Source organism: Actinoplanes sp. NPDC051470 (assembly GCF_040682035.1).
Taxonomy (GTDB): Bacteria; Actinomycetota; Actinomycetes; order Mycobacteriales; family Micromonosporaceae; genus Actinoplanes.
Map to the genome: position 1 here is coordinate 135,576 of NZ_JBFBAA010000007.1, position 24,034 is coordinate 159,609.

Genomic DNA, 24,034 nt, shown 5'->3' on the forward strand with positions numbered 1-24,034 from the left:
TGTTTGTCATGGATGTCGGACCTCCGCTCAACCCGGCCACCGGCCGGTCCGCCCGGCTCGGACCGGCCGGCCGGGATCACCTCGGGGTGGTCGGGCGTTCCGGGCGGTCGACCTCGCCCAGATGCTCGAGCCGGGCCCGGATGCCGGCCGGGCTGCGGCCGAATTCGTCGGACAGTTCGCGCCGCGAGGCGCCCTCGCGGTGGCGGGCGAGCAGCCGCTCGTCGTCGCCGGGACTCCAGCGGGCGCCGTGGTTGGCCGCGCGGCGGCGGCGCGCCGTCACGCGGTGGTGTTGGGTGTGCAGGGCGACGAGCCCGGCCAGGGTGGAGGTGAGGACCTCGGCCATGGCGGGGAGCTCACCGCGCGAGATCCCTCCGCTGATCTCGCTCAGCACGCGCCCGTCGCGGTCGCAGCCGACCACGGCCAGGTCGATGCGGGTGTCGGGAGCGCCGGTCGCGGTGATCAGGAACTGGGTGTGGCCGACGGTGATCTGACGTTCGAGGGACAGCTCGGGAGGCGGCGCCTCCGGCGGCGGGTACCGGTTGTCATCCATGCCCGAAAATCTAGAGCCACCCCCTGACAGTTTTCCCCGACGCGAACCCGCCCGCTCCGCCCCCGTTCGCCGGCACCTTGACCACGCATGACGGCACGGCGACAGTCGATGGATGACGGCGGCGCCGGGAAGCCTGTGGCGCAACCGCGAGTTCACCCTCCTATGGCTCAGCCAGGCCCTGTCCGACCTGGGCAGCGCGATCGCCGCGCTGGCCGTGCCCCTGCTCCTGCTCGGCTCCGGCTGCTCGCCGGCGCAGGCCGGCCTGGTCGGCACCGTCGGCCTGGCCGTGATCGTCCTGGGCCGGCTGCCGGCCGGGGTGCTGGCCGACCGGGTCGACCGCCGCCGGGTGATGCTGGCCTGCGACGTGGTGCGCCTGCTGGCCTTCGGCGCCCTGGGCGTGCTGGCGATGCGGGGCGCGGCCACGCTCGCCGTGGTGGTCCTGGTCACGGTGATCGCGGCGTCGGCCCAGGCCTGCTTCGGCACGGCCGAGCACTCCGCGCTGCGCACCATCGTGCCGGTGGCCCAGTTGCCGGCCGCGGTGGCCCGCAACGAGGCCCGCTCGTACGCCACCTCGCTGGCCGGGCCCCCGATCGGCGGTCTGCTCTTCCAACTGGCCCGGTCGCTGCCGTTCGTCGGCAACGCGGCGACCTTCCTGCTGTCCCTGATCGGCGTGGCGCTGATCCGCCGCCCGCTCCAGCAGCCGCGCGCCGAGCAGCCGGCCGGCCACGCGAGCGCGCTCGCCGAGGGTCTGCGGTTCGTCTTCGGCAACCCGTTCCTGCGGGCCGTCCTGCTGATCGCGGCCCCGCTGAACTTCGCCATCCAGGGCATCATCTTCACGCTCATCGTCACGTTGCAGCGGCACCACACCCCGCCCTCGGTGATCGGCACAGTGGAGACCATCGTCGCGGTCGGCGGCCTGCTCGGCGCCCTGGTGGCGCCGACGCTGCAGTCCCGGGTCCGCCTGCCGGTCCTGATCCGCGGCATCTGCTGGACCGCCGCCGCCTTCCTGGCCTGCAGCGCCCTGTTCGCCGAGAGCGTGGCCGCGGCCGTGCCGATCGCCGCCGCCGTCTTCCTCGGCCCCGCCTCCAACGCCGCGCTCTTCGCCCACCAGGCCGCGATCACCCCCGACCGCCTCCAGGGCCGCGTCGTCAGCGTGGTGATCACGGTCGCCACCTCGGTCGCCTCGTCGGCGCCGCTGCTGGCCGGCACGCTGATCACCGCCTGGGGCAGCGCTGTGGCGATCCTGTTCTTCGCCACGGCGGTGGCCGTCTCGGCGGTCGCCGCCACGGTCAGCCGGGGCATCCGGGTCATGGGACCGGTGGAAGAGTTGGCCGGGTGACCGTCCCGTCGCCGGTGCTCCGCGCGTTCGGCCTGACCGGCCCGGCCCGGCCGCTCAGCGGGGGCAAGGGCGGCACGTGGCGCTGCGGCCCCGCCGTCCTGAAGCCGGCCGAGGGCGAGCCCGAGACCGTCTGGCGCGCCTCGGTGCTGGCCGCCCTGCCACCGTCAGCCGAGTTCCGCGTCGCGCAGCCGCTGCGCACCGCCACCGGCGAGGTGGTCGTCGACGGCTGGGAGGCGACGACCTGGCTGCCCGGCGAGCCCGACCCCGGTCGCGTCGACGACGTCATCCGGGCCGGCGAGGCCTTCCACGCCGCGCTGCCGGGCCTGCCCCGCCCGTCGTTCCTGGACGACCGGGACGACCCGTGGAGCTGGGGCGACCGCCTGGCCTTCGGCGAGCCGGTTCCGCCCGGCGCGACCGCACCCAGCCGCCTGCTCGAGCCGCTCCTGGCCGCCCGCCGCCCCGTGGAGGCGGACAGTCAGGTCGTCCACGGCGACCTGCTCGGCAACGTCCTGTTCGCCGAGGGCCTGCCGCCGGCGATCATCGACTGGCCGGCCTACCACCGCCCCACCGCCTGGTCGGCCGCCGTGGCGGTGGCCGACGCCCTGGTCTGGCACCGGGCCGGCCCAGGTGTGATCACCCGCTGGGAGCGGCACTTCGCCGAGTGGCCCCAGATGCTGGTCCGCGCCCTGATCTACCGCATCGCCACCTGGTCCGCCGCCCGCTGGGAGCAGCCGCCCGACGACGCCTACCGCCCCACCGTCGGCCGGGTCCTGAGCTACGCCGGTCAATGACCCGACAGGCCCATTACGCAGGGCCGACGCAGGGGTTACGGTGCGGGAATGGCCGCATTCTGGCTGGGCGCGGTGGTCGGTGGCTGCGCGGTCGCCGTCGCCTCGGTTTGGGCAGGTTTCTTCCTCTATCGACGACACCTCGAGGCCATGGCGGCCGCCAAGATCCACCTGGAGGCGGTCCGCCGCACCCAGTACGAGTCCGACCTCCGCTGGCGCCGCCAGGCCGCCGAGTGGGACAGCTTCGCCGGCCAGGTCCTCTCCAGCGCCGACGGCCACCGCTTCGGCTACCTGCTGACCCTGATACCCACCCACTCAGGCCTGCGGCGCTACGAAGATCAAGATCAAGCTGAGGTACGCGCACACGACGGCCCCGCCCCCTCCGCGACCTGAGCGACAGTCCGGCCCGTGCCGCGTCCGCCGGGCTGAGCTGCCCACTCACTCCAGCGCTCCCCGCGAACCAGACGCCAGCGCCGTCCCCACCCGGTCAACTCCACCGCGAATCATCGCCCCGTACTCATCATCCGGAAGCGCATCAACATGCGTGACCGCCACCGCCAGATGCTCCCGCGACTCGGCCAGCCTCCCGAGCCGCCGATACACATCGGCCAAATTGAGATGCAGCGACGGCAGAAACGCCCGAACCTGCCACGCCCCGTCATACCGGCGAGCCCGCTGATCATCCAGATCCGAGACCGCCGCCAACGCCCGCAGATCCCAGACGAGCTCATCCGTCAGGTCATCCTGAAGATCAGCCAAATAGTGCGCCACGCTGCACCGATGCAGCGCATCCCCACCCTCCCCCACCCGTTCCCACAGCCCCGCAAGCGCGTCCCGGGCCGCCCCTCGTTCCCCCGCCCGCCCAAGCTCAACCGCAGCCCCCACCGCCGCCATAACCTCATCAGCCATGCAGAGAGCCTGACCCCTCGACCAGATCGAGGGTCAAGCCGCGAGAGTCCGAGCTTCTCGATCCGCTGACAGGACGCACCACACCGCAAGACCGCCAGGCAGCACCGATCGCCCTGACCGAGCAAGGCGCGGAGTTCAAACTTCACCAGGCCCGGCCAATCGCAATGCCGGGCCGGCCGGATTTACACAACGATTCGCAGAACCGAAATCTGTGATCTGTCTCGGCTCGAATGTCGATGTGGTCTTTTGGCCGATGAACGCGACAACTCGGCTCTGGTACGCGCTCTAACTCCGCCGTCCTGGAGGACGTCCGTAACAAATGCCTGTGCTGCGCAACCTGAACCGGCACTTCGCCAAACCTTCGGTCAGCAGCCGGCCTCCCCACCATCCGAGTGCATGACATGCGTCATATCGTCGTCTCGATGTCATGAAGCTGACCTCAAGGTCTAAGCCCAAAGGGTGGCGGCCCGTCGAAGACGTGGCGGCCAGCCCACCGCAAAGCCGGCGGCAAGCGACACCGTGGGGGCGTCCGGGGGCTCGGCCCCCGGAGCCAGCATGACGTGAGGACCCGGTGAGCGCGTTCCGCGAACAGACTCCTCCCCGGAACGTGGGCGCGGTAGGTTTCGAACCTACGACCCCTCGCTTGTAAGGCGAGTGCTCTCCCACTGAGCTACGCGCCCGGGTCGACGCGCCAGGAGCGCGCCGCCGGGATGGTCATTCTATCGGAGCTGGGAAACCGTCTACAGCGCCGCCAGGGCTGCTCGCCAGGCTGCCTGGTCGCGGCGTTCGCCGGGACCCAGTTCCTCGGCGAGGACGATGGTTCCGCCGCGGTCGATGATGAAGGTGCCACGGTTGGCGAAGCCGCCGGCGGTGTGGAAGACCTGGTACGCCTGGGCCACGCCCCCGTGTGGCCAGTAGTCGGCCAGGATCGGGAAGTCGAAGCCCTTCTCCGTGGCCCACACCTTGTGGGCGTAGGTGGAGTCGACGCTGACGGCCAGCACTTGGACGTGGTCGTTCTGGTATTCGTCCAGGTGTTCCGCGACCTCGGTGAGTTCGCCCTGGCAGGTGCCGGTGAACGTGAACGGGTAGAAGATCAGCAGCACCGCCTTGCGTCCGGCGAAGTCGTGCAGGCTGATCTCCTGGTTGTTCTGGTCCTTGAGGGTGAAGTCCGGCGCCTGTTCACCCACCGCCAGCGGCATCTACTTCTTCTTCGCGGCTCGCGGTGCGACCAGTCGGGCCCCGGTCCAGTCCTTGCCCGCGTTCAGCGTGGACGTCTGCTGAAGTCCGGCAGCCGGGGCGGATTCGGTCACGTCGCTCGGCTCGACGTGCCCGTCGCGACCCGCCTTCGGGGTCAGCAACCAGACCACGCCACCGTCGGCGAGGGGGTTCAGGGCGTCGGTGAGCAGCTCGAACAGATCACCATCACCGTCGCGGTACCACAGCAGCACCGCGTCGACGACCTCGTCGGTGTCCTCATCGACCAAATCACCAACGCGTTCGGTCAGGGCGTCACGTAGGGATTCGTCGACATCGTCGTCGTATCCCATCTCCATGACCACCATGTCCGGCTCGAGGCCGAACCGGTCCGCCAGGCTGCGTACGCCGTCGGCCTGACCAGCGGTCGCGCTCACTGTCTAATTCCTCCTATACGGTTCTGTCTTGACTGGGGGTCAGTCCACACACTTGCAGGCCCGCGCGCAAGTGGCGCACCGAGTGTGTGGCAATTTACCGTGCCAGCAGGGCGTGGGCACCCTGTGTGATGGCATCTTCACCGACCAGGACGTACGAGGCTGCCGGACCGAGCGGGATCAGGGAATCGGCCGAAGCGATGAGCCTGGCCGATCCGACGAATCCGCCGTCCACCAGGGCGGCCAGAATGCCTTCGCCGACGCCGCCGGTGCGCCGGGTCTCGTCGACGATCAGGACGCGTCCGGTGGCCGCCGCCTCGCGCCGGAGGTCGGCCGTGGGCAGCGGGGACAGCCAGCGCAGGTCGACCACGCGGGAGCCGTACCCCTCGTCGGCCAGCTTGGCCGCCACCCGCAGCGACATCCGCAGGCCGTTGCCGTAGGTGACGATGGTCAGGGCGTCGGCCGACCCGACCGGGTAGGTGCGGGCGCGGCCGACCGGGACGTGCTCGTCGTTCCATCGGCCGGGCTCGGTGTACGGCGCCAGCCACTCGTTGTCGCCCGGTTCGTACAGGTCACGGGTGTGGTAGAGGGCGATCGGCTCGAGCATGACGCACACGCTGCCGTCGACCGCGGCGGACGCCACGCAGGAGCGCAGCATGGCCGCCGCGTCGCCGGGCCGGGCCGGCACGGCCACCACCAGGCCGGGCACGTCACGCAGCACGGCGACCGCGTTGTCGTTGTGGAAGTGGCCGCCGAAGCCGGGCTGGTAGGCGAGCCCGGCCACCCGGACCACCATCGGGTTCCGGTAGGCGCCCTGTGAGAAGTACGACAGCGTGGCCGCCTCGCCGCGCAGCTGGTCCTCGGCGTTGTGCAGGTAGGCCAGGTATTGGATCTCGGGGATCGGCAGCCGCTCGCCCAGCCCGGGCCCGCGCAGCCCGCCGCCGAGCGCCAGCCCGAGGATGCTGGTCTCGTCGAGCAGCGTGTCGAAGACCCGGTCGGAGCCGAACCGGTCGCGCAGGTTCTTGGTGACCCCGTAGACGCCACCCTTCCGGGCGACGTCCTCGCCGAAGATCTCGGCGCCCGGCTGGCCGAGCATGGTGTCGGTGAGCGCGGCGTTGATGGTCTGCGCCAGGGTGAGCGGGCCGTTCTGCTCGGGCGGTTTGCCGCCGAAGACCCGGGAGCGTTCCTTGGCGGCGATGCCGGTGGCCCGGACCGCGGCGTCGGCGATGTGGCGTGCGGCGCGCAGCGGCCGGCGCGGGGCGAGCGGGGCGATCACGTCGGCGGCGCCGGACAGCTTGGGTTCGCCGATGACGTCTTCGGCGACCTTGCGGACCTGCCAGCCGATCTCGTCGTACCGGGAGATCAGGTCGTCGGGTTTGCTCTGGCCGGCCTCGACGAGCAGTTCGGCCGTGCGGACCAGCGGGTCGCGGCTCAGGTCGGCGGCGATCTCGTCGGCCGAGCGGTAGGCCACCTCGGCGTCCGCCCCGGCGTGACCCATCAGCCGCACCATCGAGAGATGAAGAACGGCGGGGGTACGCGTGGAGCGCACGAACTCGGCGGCGGAGGAGGTCGCATCGAAGACGGCGGCCAGATCGCACCCGTCGGCCGTGAAGTAGCGGATCCCGGGCCGGGTGGACAGCACGGAGCCGACCCAGCCGGACGGCGACGGCACGCTGATGCCCCAGCCGTTGTCCTCGCACACGAACAGCAGCGGCAGCGGCACGGACGTGTGCCCGAAGTATCCGGCCGTGTTCAGCGCCGCCACGGCCGAGGCGTGGTTGACCGAGGCGTCGCCGAAGGAGGCGACGACCAGGCCGTCGTCGGCGGTGACACGGGCCAGGCCGACGGCCCGGGGCAGGTGGGAGGCGATCGTCGAGGTGGTCGGGATGATGTTCAGGTCGGCGCGCCCGAACACCTTGTGGCGCCCGCCGGCGATGGGTTCGAGCGAGGAGGCGACGACGCCGCGCAGCACATCGCGGGCGGCCGTGATCAGGGCGTCGGCCGACGATGAGGCGGCGCCGGCCCGGGCCAGGAAGAAGCCGGCCGAGCGGTAGTGGAGCAAGGCCGGGTCGGACGGGCGCAGGGCGGCGGCCAGCGCCGCGTTGCCCTCGTGTCCGGAGGAGCCGATCGTGTAGAAGCCCTCGTTGAAGCTGCGCAGCCAGCGGGCCGCGAGGTCGAGGTGGCGGCTGGTGAGCTGGGCGTCGAAGAGCAGTTGAGCCTGGGCTCCGGTGAGCGCGGAGCCGTCCCGGACGGGTTCGTCGGGCGAGCGTCGCTCGGCGGGCGGCTCCAACGCGGACACCGCGTCCCGGAATCGCTCGTCGAGGTTCTGCGGGGTGGTCACGGGTCCATCGTTGCCGACCCATGCGAGACGCGCCAACGCTGTGGACAGTCACCGACACCCGGAGTAGCTTCAAGGTTTAGAACATTCTGAACCTTGAGGAACTTACGTGACCGAACTGGCCCCCGAACGTCGGTACGCCGAAGATGCCGGGCTCGTCCTGACCAGCATGGGCATGCCCCAGGCGTACGGGAAGCTGATGGGCTGGCTCCTGATCTGCGAACCGGCGGCACAGAGCGGCGCCGAGATCACCGCGGCGCTCGGGCTGTCCAAGGGTTCGGTGAGCGGCGGCCTTCGCATGCTCGAGACGGCCGGGCTGGTGCACCGGGTCGCGATGCCGGGCCGCCGGGGGACCTTCTTCCGGATGGCGCCGGACGCGCTCATGCGGGCCGCCGGGTCGGAGAAGTTCACGCAGTTCCGTGAGCTGATGGACCGCGGGCTCGACGTGGTCGGCGGCCGCGACGCGCCGGGGGCGGAACGGCTGCGCGAGACCCGCGACTTCTACGCGTTCATCGAGGTCGAGCTGCCCAAGCTGATCGAGCGCTACCACCGGGAACGGGGAGAGACATGACGGCCATCAGCACGCGCGGTCTGGTGAAGACCTACGGCCGCGGTCGCCGCGGCCTCGCCGGGCTCGATCTCCAGGTCGAGAGCGGTGAGGTGTACGGCTACCTGGGCCCCAACGGCGCCGGCAAGTCGACCACGATCCGGATCCTGCTCGACCTGATCCGGCCGACCGGCGGCGAGGTCAGCGTGCTGGGCCTCGACCCGCGGCGGGACGGCGTCGAGCTGCGCCGGCGGATCGGTTACCTGGCCGGGGACTTCGTCGTGGCCGGACGACAGACGGGACGCCAGCTCCTGGCGTACCTCAGCGGTCTGCGTGGCGGCCGGGGCCGCGACCGGTTCGCCCAGCTGGCCCACCGTCTCGACCTCGATCTGGATCGGCCGATCCGCGGCCTGTCCAAGGGCAACCGGCAGAAGGTCGGGCTGGTCCAGGCCTTCATGCACGAGCCCGAGCTGCTGGTGCTGGACGAGCCGACCAGCGGGCTCGACCCGTTCCTCCAGCAGGAGTTCGTCCACCTGGTCCGGGAGGCGACGGCGCGCGGCGCGACGGTCTTCATGTCGTCGCACGTGATGAGCGAGGTGCAACAGACCGCCGACCGGGTCGGCATCATCCGGGACGGCCGGCTGATCACCGTGGAGAGTGTCCACTCGCTGCGGGAACACGCTGTGCGCAGCGTCACGCTCACGCTGGCCGGCCCGGCGCCGGCGGACGAGTTCCAGGGGCTGCCCGGCTTCACCGACGTCACGGTGACCGGCGCGACCGTGCGCGGCCGGCTCGCCGGGCACACCGACGAGCTGGTCAAGGCGGCGGCCCGGCACACCGTGGTCGATCTCCTCTGCGAGGAGCCCGACCTGGACGAGATCTTCTTCCACTTCTACGGGGATCAGCATGTTGCTGCTTAGAGCGCTCTGGGAGAACCGACGATCGCTGCCGGGTTGGACGGTGGCCATCGCCGGCGTCGGTCTGATGTACGCCGCTTTCTGGCCTTCCATGCGTACGCCGGAGATGTCCAAGGCCCTGGCCGCCTACCCGCAGGACATGCTGGCCGCGTTCAACATGAGCGACCTGACGTCGGCGGCGGGCTACCTGGGCAGCACGGTCTACGGGCTGATGGCGCCGCTGCTGATCGCGGTGTTCGCGATCACGTGGGGCGCCCGCGCGGTGGCCGGTGACGAGGGCGAGGGCACGCTCGACCTGATCCTGGCCCATCCGGTGGGCCGGCTCACCCTGGCCCTGCAGCGGTTCGCCGCGCTGCTGGCCGGCCTGGTCGTGGTCGGCGCGGCGCTGCTCGCGGCGATGCTGGCGGTGCGCGGCGCGGCCCAGCTCGGCGACGTGCCGGTCGGTGGGCTGGTGGCGATGAACCTGCAGCTGGTGCTCCTCGGCGCGTGCCTGGGCGCGGTGGCGTTCGCGGCCGGGGCGGCGACCGGCAGCCGCGCGGTCGCCCTCGGCGCCGGCGCGGTCGTGGCGGTGGTCGGATACCTGGCCAACAGCGTCATGCCGATGGTCGACGGCCTGTCCTGGACCCGGAACGGGTCGATCTTCCACTGGTATCTCGGCGGGTCGCCGATGCTGGACGGTCTCCAGCCGGGCGCGGCGGCGCTGGCCGCGACCGCGGTGCTGCTGGTGCTCGCCGGGAGCTTCGTCTTCACCCGGCGTGACATCGGCTGATTCGGCTGCGACGCCTCCGGGTGTGATGCTGCACTCGTCGTGTGATCCTGCGTACGTTCTCGCTGAGCGTGCTGTGCCTCTCGATGTCCGGTGTGGCCTTCCTCGTGATCGACCTGTACTTCTAGGTGATGCGTTCCGAGGTGATCACCATCCGCACCGGCGACCGGCCGGTGGTCCGCGACATCACGAGCGAGGCCGCCGACTTCGTGCGTTCGCTCGGTGACGGGCTGCTCCACGTCTTCGTGCCACACGCCACGGCCGGGCTGGCGATCATCGAGACCGGCGCCGGGTCGGACGACGACCTGCTCACGGCCATCGACGACCTGCTGCCGGCCGAGGACAAGTGGCGGCACCGGCACGGGTCGCGGGGGCACGGGCGCGACCATGTGCTGCCGGCCTGGATCCCGCCGTACGCGACGCTGCCGGTGCTCGGCGGGCAGATCGCGTTCGGCACGTGGCAGTCGCTGTGCCTGGTCGACCCCAACGGGGACAATCAGACCCGCCAGGTACGTTTCAGTTTCCTGAACGGTTAGTTACCCGCGGGTACGACGGTCGGCGTGACGCTTGGGACCGCCAAGGGGCAGGATGGAGACAACACCGCGTGGCGCACACAATGCGGCGCGCGGCCGACACACGACAAGAGGACTGCCTGTGGCTACGGAGCGCAAGCGCCCGGTGATCAGCGACGGCCTGCCGAGCCAGCTTCCGGACATCGACCCCGAGGAAACGAACGAGTGGGTCGAGTCGCTGGACGGGGTCATCGACGAACGTGGCGCCAAACGAGCCCGTTACGTGATGCTGCGCCTGCTCGAACGGGCGCGCGAGCGGCAGGTCGGCGTGCCGCCGCTGACCTCGACCGACTACATCAACACGATCCCGCCCGAGCAGGAACCCTGGTTCCCGGGTGACGAGTTCGTCGAGCGGCGCATCCGGGCGTTCATCCGGTGGAACGCGGCGATGCTGGTCCACCGCGCGCAGCGTCCCGAGATCGGTGTCGGCGGTCACATCTCGACGTACGCCTCGTCGGCCTCGCTCTACGAGGTGGGCATGAACCACTTCTTCCGGGGCAAGGACCACCCGGGCGGCGGCGACCACATCTTCTTCCAGGGCCACGCCTCCCCCGGCATGTACGCGCGGGCGTTCCTCGAGGGCCGGCTGAGCGAGAACCAGCTCGACGGCTTCCGGCAGGAGCTGTCGCACTCGGGTGGCGGCCTGCCGTCGTACCCGCACCCCCGGCTGATGCCGAACTTCTGGGAGTTCCCGACGGTCAGCATGGGCCTCGGCCCGCTGAACGCGATCTACCAGGCCCGGTTCAACCGCTACCTGCAGAACCGCGGCATCAAGGACACCAGCCAGCAGCATGTCTGGGCGTTCCTCGGCGACGGCGAGATGGACGAGGTCGAGTCGCTCGGCGCGATCGGCCTGGCCGCCCGCGAAGAGCTCGACAACCTCACCTTCGTGATCAACTGCAACCTGCAGCGGCTGGACGGCCCGGTCCGCGGCAACGGCAAGGTGATCCAGGAGCTCGAGTCGTTCTTCCGCGGCGCCGGCTGGAACGTGATCAAGGTCGTCTGGGGCCGGGAGTGGGACCCGCTGCTCGCCGCGGACACCGACGGCGCGCTGGTCAACCTGATGAACGTGACGCCGGACGGCGACTACCAGACCTACAAGGGCGAGTCCGGCGCGTACGTGCGGGAGAACTTCTTCGGCCGTGACCCGCGCACGCTGAAGCTGGTCGAGGGACTCAACGACGACCAGATCTGGCAGCTCAAGCGGGGCGGCCACGACTACAAGAAGCTGTACGCGGCGTACAAGGCGGCCACCGAGCACACCGGCCAGCCGACCGTGATCCTGGCCAAGACCATCAAGGGCTGGACGCTGGGCTCCCACTTCGAGGCCCGCAACGCCACGCACCAGATGAAGAAGCTGACCCTGGACGACCTCAAGCAGTTCCGGGACCGGCTCTACCTCGACATCCCCGACTCGAAGCTGGAGGAGAACCCGTACCTCCCGCCGTACTTCCACCCGGGTGAGAACTCCGACGAGATGCAATACCTGCAGCAGCGCCGCAAGGAGCTGGGCGGGTTCCTGCCGTCGCGCCGCACCACCACGATCCCGCTGAACATCCCGTCGTCGGACCGGTTCGGCGACGTCAAGCGCGGCTCGGGCAAGCAGAAGGTGGCCACCACGATGGCCTTCGTCCGCCTGCTCAAGGACATCATGAAGGACAAGGAGTTCGGCGCCCGCTGGGTGCCGATCATCCCGGACGAGGCCCGTACGTTCGGCATGGACTCGTTGTTCCCGACCCGCAAGATCTACTCGCCGCACGGCCAGACCTACACCTCGGTGGACCGGGAGCTGTTCCTGTCCTACAAGGAGGCCACGAACGGCCAGATCCTGCACGAGGGCATCAACGAGGCCGGCTCCACGGCCAGCTTCATCGCCGCCGGCACGGCCTACGCCACGCACGGCGTCCCGATGATCCCGCTGTACATCTTCTACTCGATGTTCGGCTTCCAGCGGACCGCGGACGAGCTGTGGGCGGCGGCCGACCAGATGACCCGCGGCTTCCTGCTGGGCGCGACCGCCGGGCGGACCACGCTGAACGGCGAGGGCCTCCAGCACGAGGACGGGCACTCGCTGCTGATCGCGGCGACCAACCCGGCCGTGGTGGCCTACGACCCGGCGTACGCGTTCGAGATCGCGCACATCGTCGAGAACGGCCTGCACCGGATGTACGGCGAGAAGCAGGAGAACATCTTCTACTACCTCACCATCTACAACGAGCCGATCGTGCAGCCGGCCGAGCCCGCCGATGTGGACGCGGACGGCATCCTCCGGGGCATCTACAAGTACTCCCCGGCCTCCGACGCGACCGGCGCCCGGGCCAACATCCTGGCCTCCGGCAGCGCCATGGGCTGGGCCCTCAAGGCCCAGCACCTGCTCGCCCAGGACTGGGGCGTCGCGGCCGACGTCTGGTCGGTGACCTCCTGGACCGAGCTGCGACGGGACGCGATCGAGGTCGAGGAACACAACCTCATGCACCCGGGCGACCAGCCGCGGAAGCCGTACATCCAGCAGAAGCTGGAGAGTTCCGAGGGCCCGGTGGTGGCGGTCAGCGACTTCATGCGGGCGGTGCCCGACCTGATCAGCCGCTGGGTGCCGGGCGACTACACCTCGCTGGGCACCGACGGCTTCGGCATGAGCGACACCCGGCACGCGCTGCGCCGGCACTTCCACGTCGACGCCGAGTCGGTCACCGTGGCCACGCTGCGCCAGCTCGCGATGCGCGGCAAGGTCCCGTCGCACGTCCCGGCCGAGGCGGCCCAGAAGTACGCGATCGACGACGTGACCGCGGCGCCGGTCGGCGAGACCGGCGGCGACAGCTAGTTCCACTCCGCTGAGCGCGGGTTCCCGAATTCCGGGAGCCCGCGCTCAGTTGTTTTTCGGGTGCGCCGAATAGCCGGATATGGCCCAGATCCGACACAAGATCCTCGCTCTCGGGCTCGGCGGGGTGCTCGGCACCGCCGGGGTGCTGTTCGCGGTGGGCGCCTGGCAGAGCGACACGTTCGCGGACGACACCGAGGCCCAGGTCGGCCGGCTCACCTCGGAGGACCTGACCCGCAGCACCGAGGAATCGTCGCGCCTGGTCGCCACGGTCGGTGACGAGATCCAGAACCGGGTTCAACGGCAGATGGGTACGGTGACGAAGCTGCTCGCCGAACGCGGCGGCGCCACGCTCGGCGGCGAGACCGTCACCTGGACCGCCACCAACCAGGTCAGCCAGGCCAAAAGCACGGTCCGGCTGCCCCGGATGACGATCGGCGGCCAGTGGCTGGGCCAGAACACCAGCCTGCGACGGAAGACCCCGTTCGTGGACGACGTGACCTCGCTGGTGGGCGGGACGGTGACCGTCTTCCAGCGGATGAACGACGCCGGCGACCTGCTGCGGGTGGGCACCAACGTGCGGGCCAAGAGCGGGGCGCGGGCGATCGGCACCTACATCCCGACCACCGGGGCGGACGGCGCCCCGAACGCGGTGGCGGCGGCGATCAAGGCGGGCAAGTCGTACCGCGGCGTGGCCATGGTCGTGGACACCTGGTACATCACCGCTTACGACCCGCTCAAGGACGCCTCCGGCCGGGTGATCGGCGCGCTGTACTTCGGCGTGCCACAGGCCGAGGCGCTGAAGAACCTGACCGCGGCGATCAGCGCCAGCGAGATCCGGGAGAACGGCTGGGTCAGCGTCTACAGCACGGGCAAGGCCGACGCCGGCCGGCTGATCGCCTCCAGCCTGGACGACACCGCCGGACGGACCGGCCTGGACGCGGTCGACGCGGCCGGCACACGCTACGTCGAGCGGATCGTCGCCGAGGCGCCGAAGCTGGCCGCCGGAGCCACCTGGCAGGCCACGTTCGAGCTGCCCGGCGCGGCCGGGGCGCCGGCCGGTGACACCACGACCACGGTCGCGTTCTACGCGCCATACTCGTGGGCGATCACGGTCGGCGGTTACGACGCCGACACCACGGGCGCGGTGGACGCGGTGCGCGACGGCCGCCGGACCATGCTGCTCGTCTTCCTGGTCGCGGCGCTGCTGCTGGCCGTGGTGGGCGGAGCGGTGGCCGCCGTGCAGTCCAGCCGGATCGCCGGGCGGCTCCGGGACCTCACCGGCGCCCTGGACCGGCTGGCCCGCCGCGACCTGACCGTCACCCTGGCCGGTGGCGCAACCGACGAGATCGGGCGGGCCGGCGCGGCGCTGAACAGCGCGGTGACCGAGCTGCGCGAGGTGATGGTCGAGGTGAACGGCGCGTCCGCGGACGTCTCCCGGGCGGCCGGCGAGGTCAAGTCCACCGGCGCCGACCTGACCACCTCGGCCGAGACCGCCTCGGGGCGCGCGGGCCGGGTGGCCGGGTCGGCCGAGAGCGTGTCGCACGCGGTGCAGACGGTGGCCTCGGGCGCCGAGGAGATGGGCGCGTCGATCGGCGAGATCTCCAGCAACGCCCAGGAGGCGGCGAAGGCGGGCCGGGACGGCGTCGAGCTCACCGCCACCGCGTCCGGGGTGATCGAGGAGCTGCGCGGCTCGACCACCAAGATCGCGGACGTGGTGCGGCTGATCGCCAGCATCGCCGAGCAGACCAACCTGCTGGCGCTGAACGCGACCATCGAGGCGGCCCGGGCCGGGGACCTGGGCAAGGGCTTCGCGGTCGTCGCCGGTGAGGTCAAGGATCTCGCCCAGGAGACCGCCAAGGCCACCGAGGACGTGACCACCCGGGTCACCGCGATCGAGGGCGACACCGCCCGGGTGGTGACCGCGATCGACCGCATCACCGCCGCGATCGGGCAGGTCAACGATTTCCAGACGGCGATCGCGGCGGCGGTCGAGGAGCAGGCCGCGACCACCGCCGAGATGACCCGCAACATCAACGAGGTGGCCGGCGGCAGCATGGAGATCGCCACCGGCATCGGCGAGGTGAGCTCGGCCGTGGAGAGCACCCGAACCGTCGTCGCGGTGTCGCACCAGGCCGCGACCGAGCTCGACGACACCGCCCGGCGGCTATCCGGCCTGGTCGCCCGGTTCACCGTCTGACCGGTCCCGGACCCGGTCCAGGTGGGCGTCGAGCCGGTCGAGGCTGATGTCCCAGAACTGGCGGTAGTCGTCGACCCAGTCGGCGGCCGGGCGCAGCGACGCCGCCTCGAGCCGGCACGGCCGCCACTGCGCCTCGCGCCCGCGGGAGATCAGGCCGGCCCGCTCGAGCACCTTGAGGTGCTTGGAGACGGCCGGCAGCGACAGCTCGAACGGCTCGGCCAGCTCGTTGACCGTGACCTGGCCGTGGGCGAGGCGGGCCAGGATCGCCCGGCGGGTCGGGTCGGCGAGCGCGGCGAAGACCACGCTCAGAGGATCCGTCGCCACGCCGGTGTTCGCTAGGCCGGAACGTAGGTCAGGACGGCCACACCGGTCTTGGTGGTCCAGGAGTTCGCCAGCGACAGGGCGACCTTGGTGCCGTCGTCCCACAGCTTGCGGCCGGCGCCGACCACGACCGGGAAGACCATGATCCGGTATTCGTCGACCAGGTTGTGCTTGGTCAGGTGGTTGAGCAGGTTGCCGCTGCCGTTGACGATGATGTTGTCGTGCTGTTCCTTGAGGCCGCGCACCGCCTCGGCGACGTCACCCTCGATGAACGCCGCGTTCCACTCGGGCTCGGTGAGCGTGGTGGTGGCGACCTGCTTGGGCATGGCGTTGAACTTGCGGCCGAACTCGCCGGTCTCGGCCTCCATCCCCGGCCAGGCCTCCTTGAAGCCCTCGTAGGTGACCCGGCCGAGCAGCTGGATGTCGGCGGTCATGGTGTTCTGGAACTGCCAGTCCTGCAGCTCGTCGTTGAAGTAGGGCCCGCTCCAGGACGGCTCTTCGAAGACGCCGTCGAGAGTCACGTACTCCACCGCGTAGATCTTGCCCATCCTCAGCTCACCCCTCGTGCTTCACCTCTTGGTTAATTAGCTGGATGGTAAATTACGCATCCGGACCGCGCGGCGTCAAGCGACACTGGACGGGGTTTGTCCGGACGTCTAATCTCCGAGAAACTTTCAGCTTTCCCAAGGGGTGCAGATGGCGGTCGCGGCGCTCGCCGAGCCGGTCGTGCCGGTCCGGCGGACCTGGGTCGGGCTGCTCTTCGCGGCCAACCTCGGCCTCTTCACGGCCAGCTTCACCCCGGTGCAGATCCTCCTGCCGCTCCAGATCGCCGCGCTCGGCATCAGCGGCAAGGAGGCGGCGCTGGGCCTGGTCACCGGCCTGGCCGCGGTGTGCAGCATCCTCGCCTCGCCGCTGGCCGGCATGCTCTCCGACCGCACCCGCCCGAGGCTGTTCGGCCGGACCTTCGGCCGGCGACACGTGTGGACGCTGGGCGGCTGCCTGACCGCGGCGCTGGCGCTGGCCTGGCTCGGCCAGGCGCCCGACCTGGTCACCGTCGCGGTCGGCTGGTGCGTGGCCCAGGTCGGGCTGAACGCGATGCAGGCCTCGCTGAGCGCCGCGGTGCCCGACCGGGTGCCGGTGGCCCAGCGCGGGTTCGTGTCCGGGTGGGTCGGCATGCCGCAGGCGCTCGGGCTGGTGATCGGCGCCGTACTCGTCACCGCGGTCTTCGCCGGCGTACCCACCGGATATACCGTTCTCGCGGTCGTGCTGGTCGCGCTCGGGGTGCCGTTCGCGCTGGCCACACCGGACGATCCGATCGAGCGGACCCAGGTCGTGCGGGCCACCTGGCGGATCAGCCTGCGTGAGCACCCAGACTTCGCGTGGGCCTGGGGCACCCGGTTCCTGGTGCTGCTCGGCAACGCGCTCGGCACGCTCTACCTGCTCTATTTCCTGACCGACCGGGTCAAGCTGGCCGACCCGGAGACCGGGCTGCTGATCCTGATCATGCTCTACACGGTCGGGATGGTGCTCACGGCGGTGTTCTTCGGCCGGATGTCCGACCGCACCGGCCGGCGCAAGATCTTCGTGATCTGGTCCGGCGTGGTGATGGCGGTGGCGGCGCTGATCCTGGCGCTCCGGCCGACCTGGCCCGCCGCCATCGTCGCGGCGCTGGTGCTGGGCCTGGGCTTCGGCATCTACCTGGCGGTGGACACCGCGCTGATCACCCAGGTCCTCCCCGCGGCCAACGACCGCGCGAAGGACCTGGGCGTGATCAACATCGCGTCGTCCGCCCCGCAGGTGCTGGGGCCGGCGATCTCCGCCCCCCTGGTCACCCACCTGGGCGGATACCCGACGCTGTTCGGGGTCACCGCGGCCGTGATGCTGCTGGGCAGCGTCCTGGTCACGCGGATCAGATCGGTGCCGTGAGGCCGGCCCCGGCCTTGCTCGGGGCAGGCGTCAGGCCGGCAGGGTCCAGCGCTGGTTGGCGCCGGCGAAGCAGTCCCAGATCTGCAGGCGGGTGCCGTTGGCCGAGGCGTTGCCACTGGCGTCCAGGCACTTGCCGCTGCCGGCGTTGACCAGCGTCCCGTTCGACTGCGCCGACCAGCTCTGCGCGCCGGTGCCGTTGCAGTCGTAGATCTGGACCAGGCTGCCGTTGGCCGTGCCCGCGGCGTTGACGTCCAGGCACTTGCCCAGCCCGCGGATGGTGCCGTCGGCGCCGATGGTCCACTGCTGGGCGTTCGAGGAGTTGCAGTCGTAGAGCTGCACCGCGGTGCCGTTGGCGCTGCTCGCCGCGTTGATGTCCACGCACTTGCCGGCGATGCCGGTGATCTGACCCGTACGCCCGCTCGGCGGCGGCGTCGTGCCCCCGCCCGTCGCGGTCTCGTAGATCGCGCTGACCAGCGACGTCGAGCCGGTGGTGTCCTGCGACAGCTCCCAGTTCATGATGCCGCCGGCGTTGGCCATGGCCCAGGTGGTCTTGCGGCGGATGGTCGGCAGGCCGTTGTAGCACTCGCCGGCCGAGGTGCAGTCCCGGTTGGCGTTCGCCGGGTCCCGCGCGACCAGGGCGCTGTACGCGACGTAGTCGACGCTGCCGCCCCGGCTGTAGAACGGCACGCCGAGCACGGTCTTGGCCTTGGGCAGGCCGCGGCCCTTCCAGAAGTTCGCCGCCGCGATCGACCAGTCGTAGTTGGCGTGCGGGCTGCCGCCGTCGTACGCCATGATGTTCAGCCAGTCCACGACGCCGAACACGGCCGGCTGGACGAAGTTGGCGGTGCCGCCCTCGCTGACCACGGCCGCGGTGAGCAGCTTGCCCTCGGCGTGCAGGGCGTTGCCGAGCTGGGTCATCAGGGCGGTGTAGTTGGTGCTCTCGGCGCTGGAGTCGGGGTATTCCCAGTCGATGTCGATGCCGTCGAGGCCGTAGGTGCGCACCGCGCTCATCACGGCGTTCACGAACGTCGTACGGGTGCCGGAGCCGGCCGCGAGCGCCTCGAAGTTGTTGTCGTTGCCGTCGTTCCAGCCACCGATCGCCAGCGAGACCTTGGTGTTGTTCTGGTGTCCGAGCGTGACCAGTTGCTGGAGCTTGCCGGTGTTCTCGATCGGCTGGAGCGACCCGTTGGCGTTGGGCAGCGCGAACGCGTAGTTGATGTGGGTCAGCTTGGCGTACTGGATGGCGGTGACGCTGCCGGCCCAGGACGGCATGTAGCCGACGCTCTTGAAGCCGTTGGGGAGGACGGCGGCCTGGGACGGGCTCTGGAGGGTGAAGGCGGCGGTGGTTCCGGCCACGAGGACCGCGGCGGAGGCGGCCAGGGCTCGAAGTCTGCGCTTCATGGGGATGGCCCTTCACTGACGGAGGTGAATGTTCGGGGCCTGAATATTAAGAAGGTTTACTAATATTCGTCAATACATGACGTGATGGAAGCCCGGTGACAACCGGGTCGACGAGCGCCGTAGGCTTGTCGGGTGACTGTGCGCGTACGCTTCGCCCCTTCTCCGACCGGAATGTTCCACGTCGGCGGCGCCCGCTCGGCGCTGCAGAACTGGATCTTCGCCAAGCAGCACAACGGCGTGTTCGTGCTGCGTGTCGAGGACACCGACGCCAGCCGGAACCGTCCGGAATGGACCGAGGGCATCCTCGCGGCGATGGACTGGATCGGCATCGAGCGCGGCGCCTACGAGGGGCCGCACTACCAGTCGTCCTACGCGGCCGAGCACACCGCCGCGGCCACCCGGCTCTACGGCGAGGGCCGCGCGTACTACTGCGACTGCACCCGTGAGGCCGTCGCCCTGCGCGCCACCGGCAAGACGCCCGGCTACGACGGTTTCTGCCGCGACCGCGGGCTCGCCCCGGGCGAGAAGACAGCCCTTCGCTTCCGTACGCCGGACCAGGGCGAGACCGTGATCAACGACCTGGTCCGGGGCGAGCCGACGTTCAAGAACGAGCTGCTCGAAGACTTCGTCATCGCCCGCAGCGACGGCAGCGCGGTGTTCCTGCTGGCCAATGTGGTCGACGACATCACCATGGGCATCACCCACGTGATCCGCGGCGAGGAACACCTGCCCAACACGCCCAAGCAGCAGCTGCTCTGGGACGCGCTCGGCGTCAAGCCCCCGGTCTGGGGACATGTGCCGGTGATCGTCAACGAGAAGCGCCAGAAGCTCTCCAAGCGGCGCGACAAGGTGGCGCTGGAGGCGTACCGCGACGAGGGCTACCTCGCCGCGACCATGCGCAACTACCTGATGCTGCTCGGCTGGGCCCCGTCCGGCGACCGCGAGATCGTGCCGTGGTCCGAGATCGAGGCGGAGTACCGCATCGACGAGATCAGCCACGCGCCGGCGTTCTTCGACGTCAAGAAGCTGCGCGCGTTCAACGGCGACTACATCCGGGCGCTGACCGCCTCGGAGTTCGCGTCGGTCTGCGCGCCCTGGCTCAACGGCACCGACACGATCCCGGCCCCGCCCTGGGCGCCGGCCTCGTTCGACATCTCGGTCTTCATGGCGGTGGCGCCGCTGGCCCAGACCCGCATTGCCGTTTTGTCGGAAATCGTGGAGTATGTGGATTTCTTCTTCCTCGACGAGCCCACGATCGACGAGGCTTCCTGGGCCAAGGCCATGAAAGACGGCGCAGCGGACATTTTGGACGCTACGGCCGCCGCGTTCTCGGAACTTCCGGAGTGGTCGGCGGAGCCGCTCAAGGAAGCGCTCGAGGCGGTCGGCGTCGCACGCGGGCTCAAGCTGGGCAAAACGCAGGCGCCGGTCCGGGTGGCGATCACCGGGCGGTCCGTCGGGCTGCCGCTCTTCGAGTCGCTCGAGGTGCTCGGCCGCGACCGTACGCTCGCCCGGATCGCCGCCGCCCGCGGCCGTCTCTGATCCCGTTGTCCGAACCGTTATCCGAGCTGGGGCAACCTCCGGCCGGCGGGTGACGTCATAGAGATGTGGCCGTCCGCTGGCCGGGTGACCGGCCCCCCATCGGGTTGCCGGTTACGTATACCATTCGCCTGCCGATCATCGGCAGGCATCGGCCGGTCGGCGGATCCCAGATAGCTCCAAATCGTCCCTTCGTCAGATGCGGCGAGCCGAGTTTCCGGGAAGTCTGTCTACGACGGGGCGTGGCACGGGTCGGCGGGGAGGCCGGGATGGTTCGAGGGGTGATCACCCGATTCGTGTCGGCGGCCTGCGCGCTCGCCGTCGCTTTCGCGATGATCGTCGGGTTGGCGCCGGGCACCGCTCAGGCGGCCCCCAAGGCGCCGAAGCCCAACGCGGTGATCATCACCGGTCCGAAGATCGAGAAGATCACCATCTACAGCGCCAAACAGAGCGAGCTCTTCCAGCTCCTGCTCAGCGAGGTCAGCTGGATGTCCACGGCGACGCCGCAGACCACCGCCCCCACGGCCAAGAACCTCGGCGTCAAGTACGTCGTCGTCGTCGCGGCGGCCGGCAAGCAGCAGCAGATCTACGACCTCTACCCGCTGGCCGTCGGCGGCCCCCGCGCCCACCGCGCCGCCAAGCAGCCCAGCGGCAAGACCGTCGACGGCTGGTTCTACGGCCGGCTGACCATGTCGGAATCCCTCCGCTACGCCGGCGTCCCGCTCGAGAAGCGCAGCGACGTCATGAACGGCGGCATCGGCGGCGGGTTCACCGAGCGGTCGACGGCCGAAGAGGTCAACCCGGTCGACACGGTCAACGACGCGCTCACCCAGCTGCGCCAGCTGTTCCTGCTCAACGGCGCGGTCCTGATCGTGATCCTCTTCGGCCTGGCCGGCATCGCGTTCCTCATCCGCCGCAAGGTCTAGCGGGCTTTAGGAACCGGAACTTTCAGCACCGGGCAGGCGGCGTCCGGTCCGGTGCAGTCCTCGTTCGGGTCAAAAGCCGACATGACGCGTACGTCCACCGCGACGCCGGCCACCTGCGCGGCGCTGAGCGGCGGACGCCCGTCGGCCCGCCGGCCCGTGCCGCGTTCGCCGGTGGCCATCACCGCGATCACCCGCCCGTCCGACACCCGCCGGGCGATCGCCTCGTGCACCTGCCAGTCCACATCCCGGTCGTCGCTGTAGCGGGCGTACTCCATGCCACCGTCACCCATCGGCCGGGCGCAGGCCTGCCGATCGTTCCGGAGCGGAAAACAGAGCCCGTCCGGCGCCGCGTAGACGGCCACCTCGACCAGCCCGCGAGGCCGCCCCGTGGTGGCGTGGGCCACCGCGTACTGCCGCCAGCCCGGCCCCGCCCCCGGCTCCCGAGGCACCGCCTTGAGCCCGTTGTCCCGAAGAACCGGCTGAAGCGCGACCAGCAGCGGATCCACCACCGGCGCCGGCCCCACCACCGGCGTGGCCTGCCGACGCATCTGATAGGGCGTCGGAATGGCCGCCGTGGCCAGCGCATACCCGAAGCCGGCCACCACCGCCGCCGAAACCATCCCCGCCGCGACAATCTTCCGAACCCGCCGCCGCCGCATCTTCTCGGCCCGCCGATAGACCGCCGCGACCCCGTCCCCAACCGGCGGCTCCCCCACCAGAACCCCGGCCAGCAGCCCGCCCCGTCCCGCATCCACCCCGCCGCCGGCTTCCCCGGCCTCCCCACGCCCCGCGCCCTCTACCGCCCCACCACGGCCCGCACCCTCAGCCGCCGCGACCTCGACACCGGCTTCACCCGCCTCGCCGTCCGGGGCCCGCAACGACCCACCGCCGGCTCCCGCCGCGTCGACCTCAGAACCGGCGTCATCTGCCTCATCGCGGCCAGCAGTCCCCACGGCGGCTTCAGCGGCCTGCTCGCGGAGGTCATCGGTCGCGCGCTCAGCGATCCCGTCGTGCGTCCCTTTCTGGTCCCCCACTGCGGAGGCGTTCCTCAAGGCGGCTCCCTCCGCAACGTGCGCGAGATCATCCAGGCGCACCCCGTTCTGGGCGGGCGTAGCCGCCTTGCCGTTCTGGGTGGCGTCGCCGGCCAAGCCAGAGGAAGGTGCGACCGACGCGGGCGACGCGGCCGGTGCGGAAGGTGCCGCCGACGCGGGGGTCGTCGCGCGTTTGGGCGCCGCCCTCTTGGGGGCGGCGGTCATGGCGGCCTCGACGTCGCGGGCGGCCGTCGACCTAGCGCGGGAGGATTCGGCCGCGGCGGCCTCCGGGCTTCCTAGGTCGATCTCGGTGGTTGACCCGCGCTTGGCGTCGTCGTGGCCGGGAGCTGTGGTCATGCCGGGACCGCCTCGGGGTTGAGCAGGTCTTGCAGGGCGGCCAGGCCGGCCGCCTCGTAGGCTTCGACGCGCTCGTCGGGCAGGTCGAGGATGTCGGCGGTCTCGTCGACGGTGAAGCTGTCCCACTGGCGCAGGACGATCACGGCTCGGCACCGGGGTGACAGCTTGTGCAGGGCGGCCAGGACGAGGACGGCCCGGATCGGGTCGGTGTCGCCGGTCGTGGCGTCGGGGCTGGCGACGAACAGGTGTTCGCGGCGCGGGGCCTTGCGCTGAAAGGCGGCCATCACGTCGGCGTACACGTACGCGTCGGGGTCTTCCACCGCGCTCCGGGCGCTGTCGCTCACGAACCGGGCCAGCGCCGCCTGGGTGACCTCCTCGGCCAGGCCCCAGTCCCCGCACATCAGGAAGGCGGACCTGCGCAGGTCCCGGTAGCGGTCGGCCACGAAGTCGTGCAGCCCCTCGTCGTTGTCGCCTGCCATCTCACGCCCCCGCGTCGCGTACCTTTTGCACCCATTTATAGGCCGCCGCAGGCAAGATCAACGCAGAACCGTGCTCACCGCCCCCGAACGGCGACCTCCACCAGCCGCACCAGGTCGTCGAGGTCGGCGTCGTACTCACCCTCGCCGGGCCGGCCGGGCAGCCCGCCGGTGACCTCGCCGGTCGCGTAGCCCAGCAGGAACGCGCAGATCATCCGGGCCAGGCGCGGCTCGTCGTCGGGGCCGGCGCCGGCGTCGTGCAGCACCCCGCGCAGCGCGGCGGTCAGCCAGGAGGCGGAGGCCCCGGCCGCGGACCGGTTCAGCAGCAGGGGGAACGCGCCGGGATGCGCGTGGGCGAGCGCGCGGACCGCCCGCCCCAGGGCGCGGAGCCGCTGCCGCCAGTCGGCGTCGCCGGGTCCGGCGCAGACCGCGCCGAGCTCGAGGTGGAGAAGGTCGACCAGGCCGTCGAGAAGGGCGTCCTTACCCCCGACGTACGGGTAGAGCGCCATCGACGTGAGCCCGACCCGCTGAGCCACCGCGCGCATCGACATGGCGCCCAGTCCCTGCTCGTCCACGAGCGCGAGCGCCTGGTCGAGAATCAGCCGCCGCTTGTCATCCACGCCGTAACGGTTGTCGCCCCGCCCTCCCGCGCGAATCGGACGCGCCGCACACGGCCGCGTGTCCACCC

The 24,034-nt window shown here is 70.8% G+C and carries 23 protein-coding genes and 1 tRNA gene; 12 read left to right on the forward strand and 12 right to left on the reverse strand.

The window, feature by feature from the left end; translation table 11 throughout:
* Positions 1-76: 76 nt before the first annotated feature.
* Positions 77-550 (reverse strand): hypothetical protein, encoded by a 474-nt coding sequence (locus AB0M54_RS15185; protein ID WP_364321074.1) that lies wholly within the window; start codon positions 548-550, stop codon positions 77-79.
* A gap of 112 nt (positions 551-662) precedes the next feature.
* Here AB0M54_RS15185 and AB0M54_RS15190 point away from each other — a divergent pair, with 112 nt between their 5' ends.
* The 3 genes from AB0M54_RS15190 to AB0M54_RS15200 are packed head-to-tail and all read left to right on the forward strand — an operon-like array spanning position 663 to position 3,070.
* On the forward strand, positions 663-1,889 hold the full coding sequence (locus AB0M54_RS15190) for an MFS transporter (RefSeq protein ID WP_364471544.1): 1,227 nt from the start codon (positions 663-665) through the stop codon (positions 1,887-1,889).
* Positions 1,886-2,680, forward strand: coding sequence for a TIGR02569 family protein (locus AB0M54_RS15195; RefSeq protein WP_364471547.1), 795 nt, complete (start codon positions 1,886-1,888; stop codon positions 2,678-2,680). Before AB0M54_RS15190 ends, AB0M54_RS15195 begins: the two co-directional genes overlap by 4 nt.
* A 48-nt stretch (positions 2,681-2,728) precedes the next feature.
* A complete protein-coding gene (locus tag AB0M54_RS15200) occupies positions 2,729-3,070 on the forward strand; it encodes a hypothetical protein (RefSeq protein ID WP_364471550.1) in 342 nt (113 codons plus the stop codon).
* Between the two features lie 45 nt (positions 3,071-3,115).
* On the opposite strand, the gene AB0M54_RS15205 is transcribed toward AB0M54_RS15200, so the two are convergent.
* The 5 genes from AB0M54_RS15205 to AB0M54_RS15225 form a co-directional block, all read right to left on the reverse strand.
* The gene (locus AB0M54_RS15205; protein ID WP_364321063.1) at positions 3,116-3,586 is read right to left on the reverse strand and encodes a hypothetical protein; all 471 of its coding nucleotides are present in this window, start codon (positions 3,584-3,586) and stop codon (positions 3,116-3,118) included.
* Between the two features lie 608 nt (positions 3,587-4,194).
* Positions 4,195-4,266 (reverse strand) — tRNA-Val (locus AB0M54_RS15210).
* Positions 4,267-4,326: 60 nt separating this feature from the next.
* Entirely contained in the window at positions 4,327-4,785 is a 459-nt protein-coding gene (locus AB0M54_RS15215) for a peroxiredoxin (RefSeq protein ID WP_364321060.1), read from the reverse strand.
* On the reverse strand, positions 4,786-5,217 hold the full coding sequence (locus AB0M54_RS15220; RefSeq protein ID WP_364321057.1) for a DUF3052 domain-containing protein: 432 nt from the start codon (positions 5,215-5,217) through the stop codon (positions 4,786-4,788).
* Between the two features lie 94 nt (positions 5,218-5,311).
* On the reverse strand, positions 5,312-7,504 hold the full coding sequence (locus AB0M54_RS15225; RefSeq protein ID WP_364321301.1) for a thiamine pyrophosphate-dependent enzyme: 2,193 nt from the start codon (positions 7,502-7,504) through the stop codon (positions 5,312-5,314).
* A gap of 166 nt (positions 7,505-7,670) precedes the next feature.
* Here AB0M54_RS15225 and AB0M54_RS15230 point away from each other — a divergent pair, with 166 nt between their 5' ends.
* From AB0M54_RS15230 to AB0M54_RS15255, 6 genes are all read left to right on the forward strand, one after another.
* Positions 7,671-8,123, forward strand: coding sequence for a MarR family transcriptional regulator (locus tag AB0M54_RS15230; RefSeq protein WP_364471822.1), 453 nt, complete (start codon positions 7,671-7,673; stop codon positions 8,121-8,123).
* Complete coding sequence (locus AB0M54_RS15235; protein ID WP_364321054.1) at positions 8,120-9,019, forward strand: ABC transporter ATP-binding protein; 900 nt, start codon at positions 8,120-8,122, stop codon at positions 9,017-9,019. The genes AB0M54_RS15230 and AB0M54_RS15235 overlap by 4 nt, the downstream gene beginning before the upstream one ends.
* Positions 9,006-9,785, forward strand: coding sequence for an ABC transporter permease subunit (locus AB0M54_RS15240; protein WP_364321051.1), 780 nt, complete (start codon positions 9,006-9,008; stop codon positions 9,783-9,785). The genes AB0M54_RS15235 and AB0M54_RS15240 overlap by 14 nt, the downstream gene beginning before the upstream one ends.
* Before the next feature lie 128 nt (positions 9,786-9,913).
* On the forward strand, positions 9,914-10,318 hold the full coding sequence (locus tag AB0M54_RS15245; protein ID WP_364321048.1) for a YjbQ family protein: 405 nt from the start codon (positions 9,914-9,916) through the stop codon (positions 10,316-10,318).
* A gap of 118 nt (positions 10,319-10,436) precedes the next feature.
* The gene (aceE, locus tag AB0M54_RS15250; RefSeq protein WP_364321045.1) at positions 10,437-13,175 is read left to right on the forward strand and encodes a pyruvate dehydrogenase (acetyl-transferring), homodimeric type; all 2,739 of its coding nucleotides are present in this window, start codon (positions 10,437-10,439) and stop codon (positions 13,173-13,175) included.
* Positions 13,176-13,254: 79 nt separating this feature from the next.
* Positions 13,255-15,372 (forward strand): methyl-accepting chemotaxis protein, encoded by a 2,118-nt coding sequence (locus tag AB0M54_RS15255; protein ID WP_364471553.1) that lies wholly within the window; start codon positions 13,255-13,257, stop codon positions 15,370-15,372.
* Here the strand turns inward: AB0M54_RS15255 and AB0M54_RS15260 are convergent.
* Both AB0M54_RS15260 and AB0M54_RS15265 read right to left on the reverse strand, forming a co-directional pair.
* Positions 15,340-15,696, reverse strand: a complete 357-nt coding sequence (locus tag AB0M54_RS15260; RefSeq protein ID WP_364471556.1) for a metalloregulator ArsR/SmtB family transcription factor — start codon at positions 15,694-15,696, stop codon at positions 15,340-15,342. The two genes, AB0M54_RS15255 and AB0M54_RS15260, sit on opposite strands and share 33 nt — an antisense overlap.
* 11 nt (positions 15,697-15,707) lie before the next feature.
* Entirely contained in the window at positions 15,708-16,241 is a 534-nt protein-coding gene (locus tag AB0M54_RS15265) for a dihydrofolate reductase family protein (RefSeq protein WP_364471559.1), read from the reverse strand.
* A gap of 148 nt (positions 16,242-16,389) precedes the next feature.
* Between AB0M54_RS15265 and AB0M54_RS15270 the strand changes: the two genes are divergently transcribed.
* Entirely contained in the window at positions 16,390-17,619 is a 1,230-nt protein-coding gene (locus AB0M54_RS15270; protein ID WP_364471561.1) for an MFS transporter, read from the forward strand.
* A gap of 30 nt (positions 17,620-17,649) precedes the next feature.
* On the opposite strand, the gene AB0M54_RS15275 is transcribed toward AB0M54_RS15270, so the two are convergent.
* Positions 17,650-19,020: a glycosyl hydrolase family 18 protein gene (locus AB0M54_RS15275; RefSeq protein ID WP_364321031.1), complete on the reverse strand. Its 1,371-nt coding sequence runs from the start codon at positions 19,018-19,020 to the stop codon at positions 17,650-17,652.
* A gap of 132 nt (positions 19,021-19,152) precedes the next feature.
* Between AB0M54_RS15275 and gltX the strand changes: the two genes are divergently transcribed.
* Both gltX and AB0M54_RS15285 read left to right on the forward strand, forming a co-directional pair.
* The gene (gene gltX, locus AB0M54_RS15280; RefSeq protein ID WP_364471564.1) at positions 19,153-20,559 is read left to right on the forward strand and encodes a glutamate--tRNA ligase; all 1,407 of its coding nucleotides are present in this window, start codon (positions 19,153-19,155) and stop codon (positions 20,557-20,559) included.
* Between the two features lie 278 nt (positions 20,560-20,837).
* Positions 20,838-21,482 carry a hypothetical protein gene (locus AB0M54_RS15285; protein ID WP_364471567.1) on the forward strand — a complete coding sequence of 215 codons (645 nt, stop codon included), beginning with the start codon at positions 20,838-20,840 and terminating at the stop codon, positions 21,480-21,482.
* On the opposite strand, the gene AB0M54_RS15290 is transcribed toward AB0M54_RS15285, so the two are convergent.
* From AB0M54_RS15290 to AB0M54_RS15300, 3 genes are all read right to left on the reverse strand, one after another.
* Positions 21,479-22,630: a hypothetical protein gene (locus AB0M54_RS15290; RefSeq protein ID WP_364471570.1), complete on the reverse strand. Its 1,152-nt coding sequence runs from the start codon at positions 22,628-22,630 to the stop codon at positions 21,479-21,481. The genes AB0M54_RS15285 and AB0M54_RS15290 overlap by 4 nt on opposite strands.
* 236 nt (positions 22,631-22,866) lie before the next feature.
* Complete coding sequence (locus AB0M54_RS15295) at positions 22,867-23,349, reverse strand: sigma factor-like helix-turn-helix DNA-binding protein (protein ID WP_364321020.1); 483 nt, start codon at positions 23,347-23,349, stop codon at positions 22,867-22,869.
* Between the two features lie 74 nt (positions 23,350-23,423).
* Complete coding sequence (locus AB0M54_RS15300; RefSeq protein WP_364321017.1) at positions 23,424-23,966, reverse strand: TetR/AcrR family transcriptional regulator; 543 nt, start codon at positions 23,964-23,966, stop codon at positions 23,424-23,426.
* Positions 23,967-24,034: the final 68 nt, after the last annotated feature.

Coding starts and splice junctions, on each gene's coding strand:
- AB0M54_RS15270 (WP_364471561.1), top strand. CDS start 16,390: ATGGCGGTCGCGGCGCTCGCCGAGCCGGTCGTGCCGGTCCGGCGGACC.
- AB0M54_RS15240 (WP_364321051.1), top strand. CDS start 9,006: ATGTTGCTGCTTAGAGCGCTCTGGGAGAACCGACGATCGCTGCCGGGT.
- AB0M54_RS15205 (WP_364321063.1), bottom strand. CDS start 3,586: ATGGCTGATGAGGTTATGGCGGCGGTGGGGGCTGCGGTTGAGCTTGGG.
- AB0M54_RS15185 (WP_364321074.1), bottom strand. CDS start 550: ATGGATGACAACCGGTACCCGCCGCCGGAGGCGCCGCCTCCCGAGCTG.
- AB0M54_RS15215 (WP_364321060.1), bottom strand. CDS start 4,785: ATGCCGCTGGCGGTGGGTGAACAGGCGCCGGACTTCACCCTCAAGGAC.
- AB0M54_RS15245 (WP_364321048.1), top strand. CDS start 9,914: ATGCGTTCCGAGGTGATCACCATCCGCACCGGCGACCGGCCGGTGGTC.
- AB0M54_RS15200 (WP_364471550.1), top strand. CDS start 2,729: ATGGCCGCATTCTGGCTGGGCGCGGTGGTCGGTGGCTGCGCGGTCGCC.
- AB0M54_RS15190 (WP_364471544.1), top strand. CDS start 663: ATGACGGCGGCGCCGGGAAGCCTGTGGCGCAACCGCGAGTTCACCCTC.
- AB0M54_RS15265 (WP_364471559.1), bottom strand. CDS start 16,241: ATGGGCAAGATCTACGCGGTGGAGTACGTGACTCTCGACGGCGTCTTC.
- AB0M54_RS15295 (WP_364321020.1), bottom strand. CDS start 23,349: ATGGCAGGCGACAACGACGAGGGGCTGCACGACTTCGTGGCCGACCGC.
- AB0M54_RS15275 (WP_364321031.1), bottom strand. CDS start 19,020: ATGAAGCGCAGACTTCGAGCCCTGGCCGCCTCCGCCGCGGTCCTCGTG.
- AB0M54_RS15235 (WP_364321054.1), top strand. CDS start 8,120: ATGACGGCCATCAGCACGCGCGGTCTGGTGAAGACCTACGGCCGCGGT.
- AB0M54_RS15255 (WP_364471553.1), top strand. CDS start 13,255: ATGGCCCAGATCCGACACAAGATCCTCGCTCTCGGGCTCGGCGGGGTG.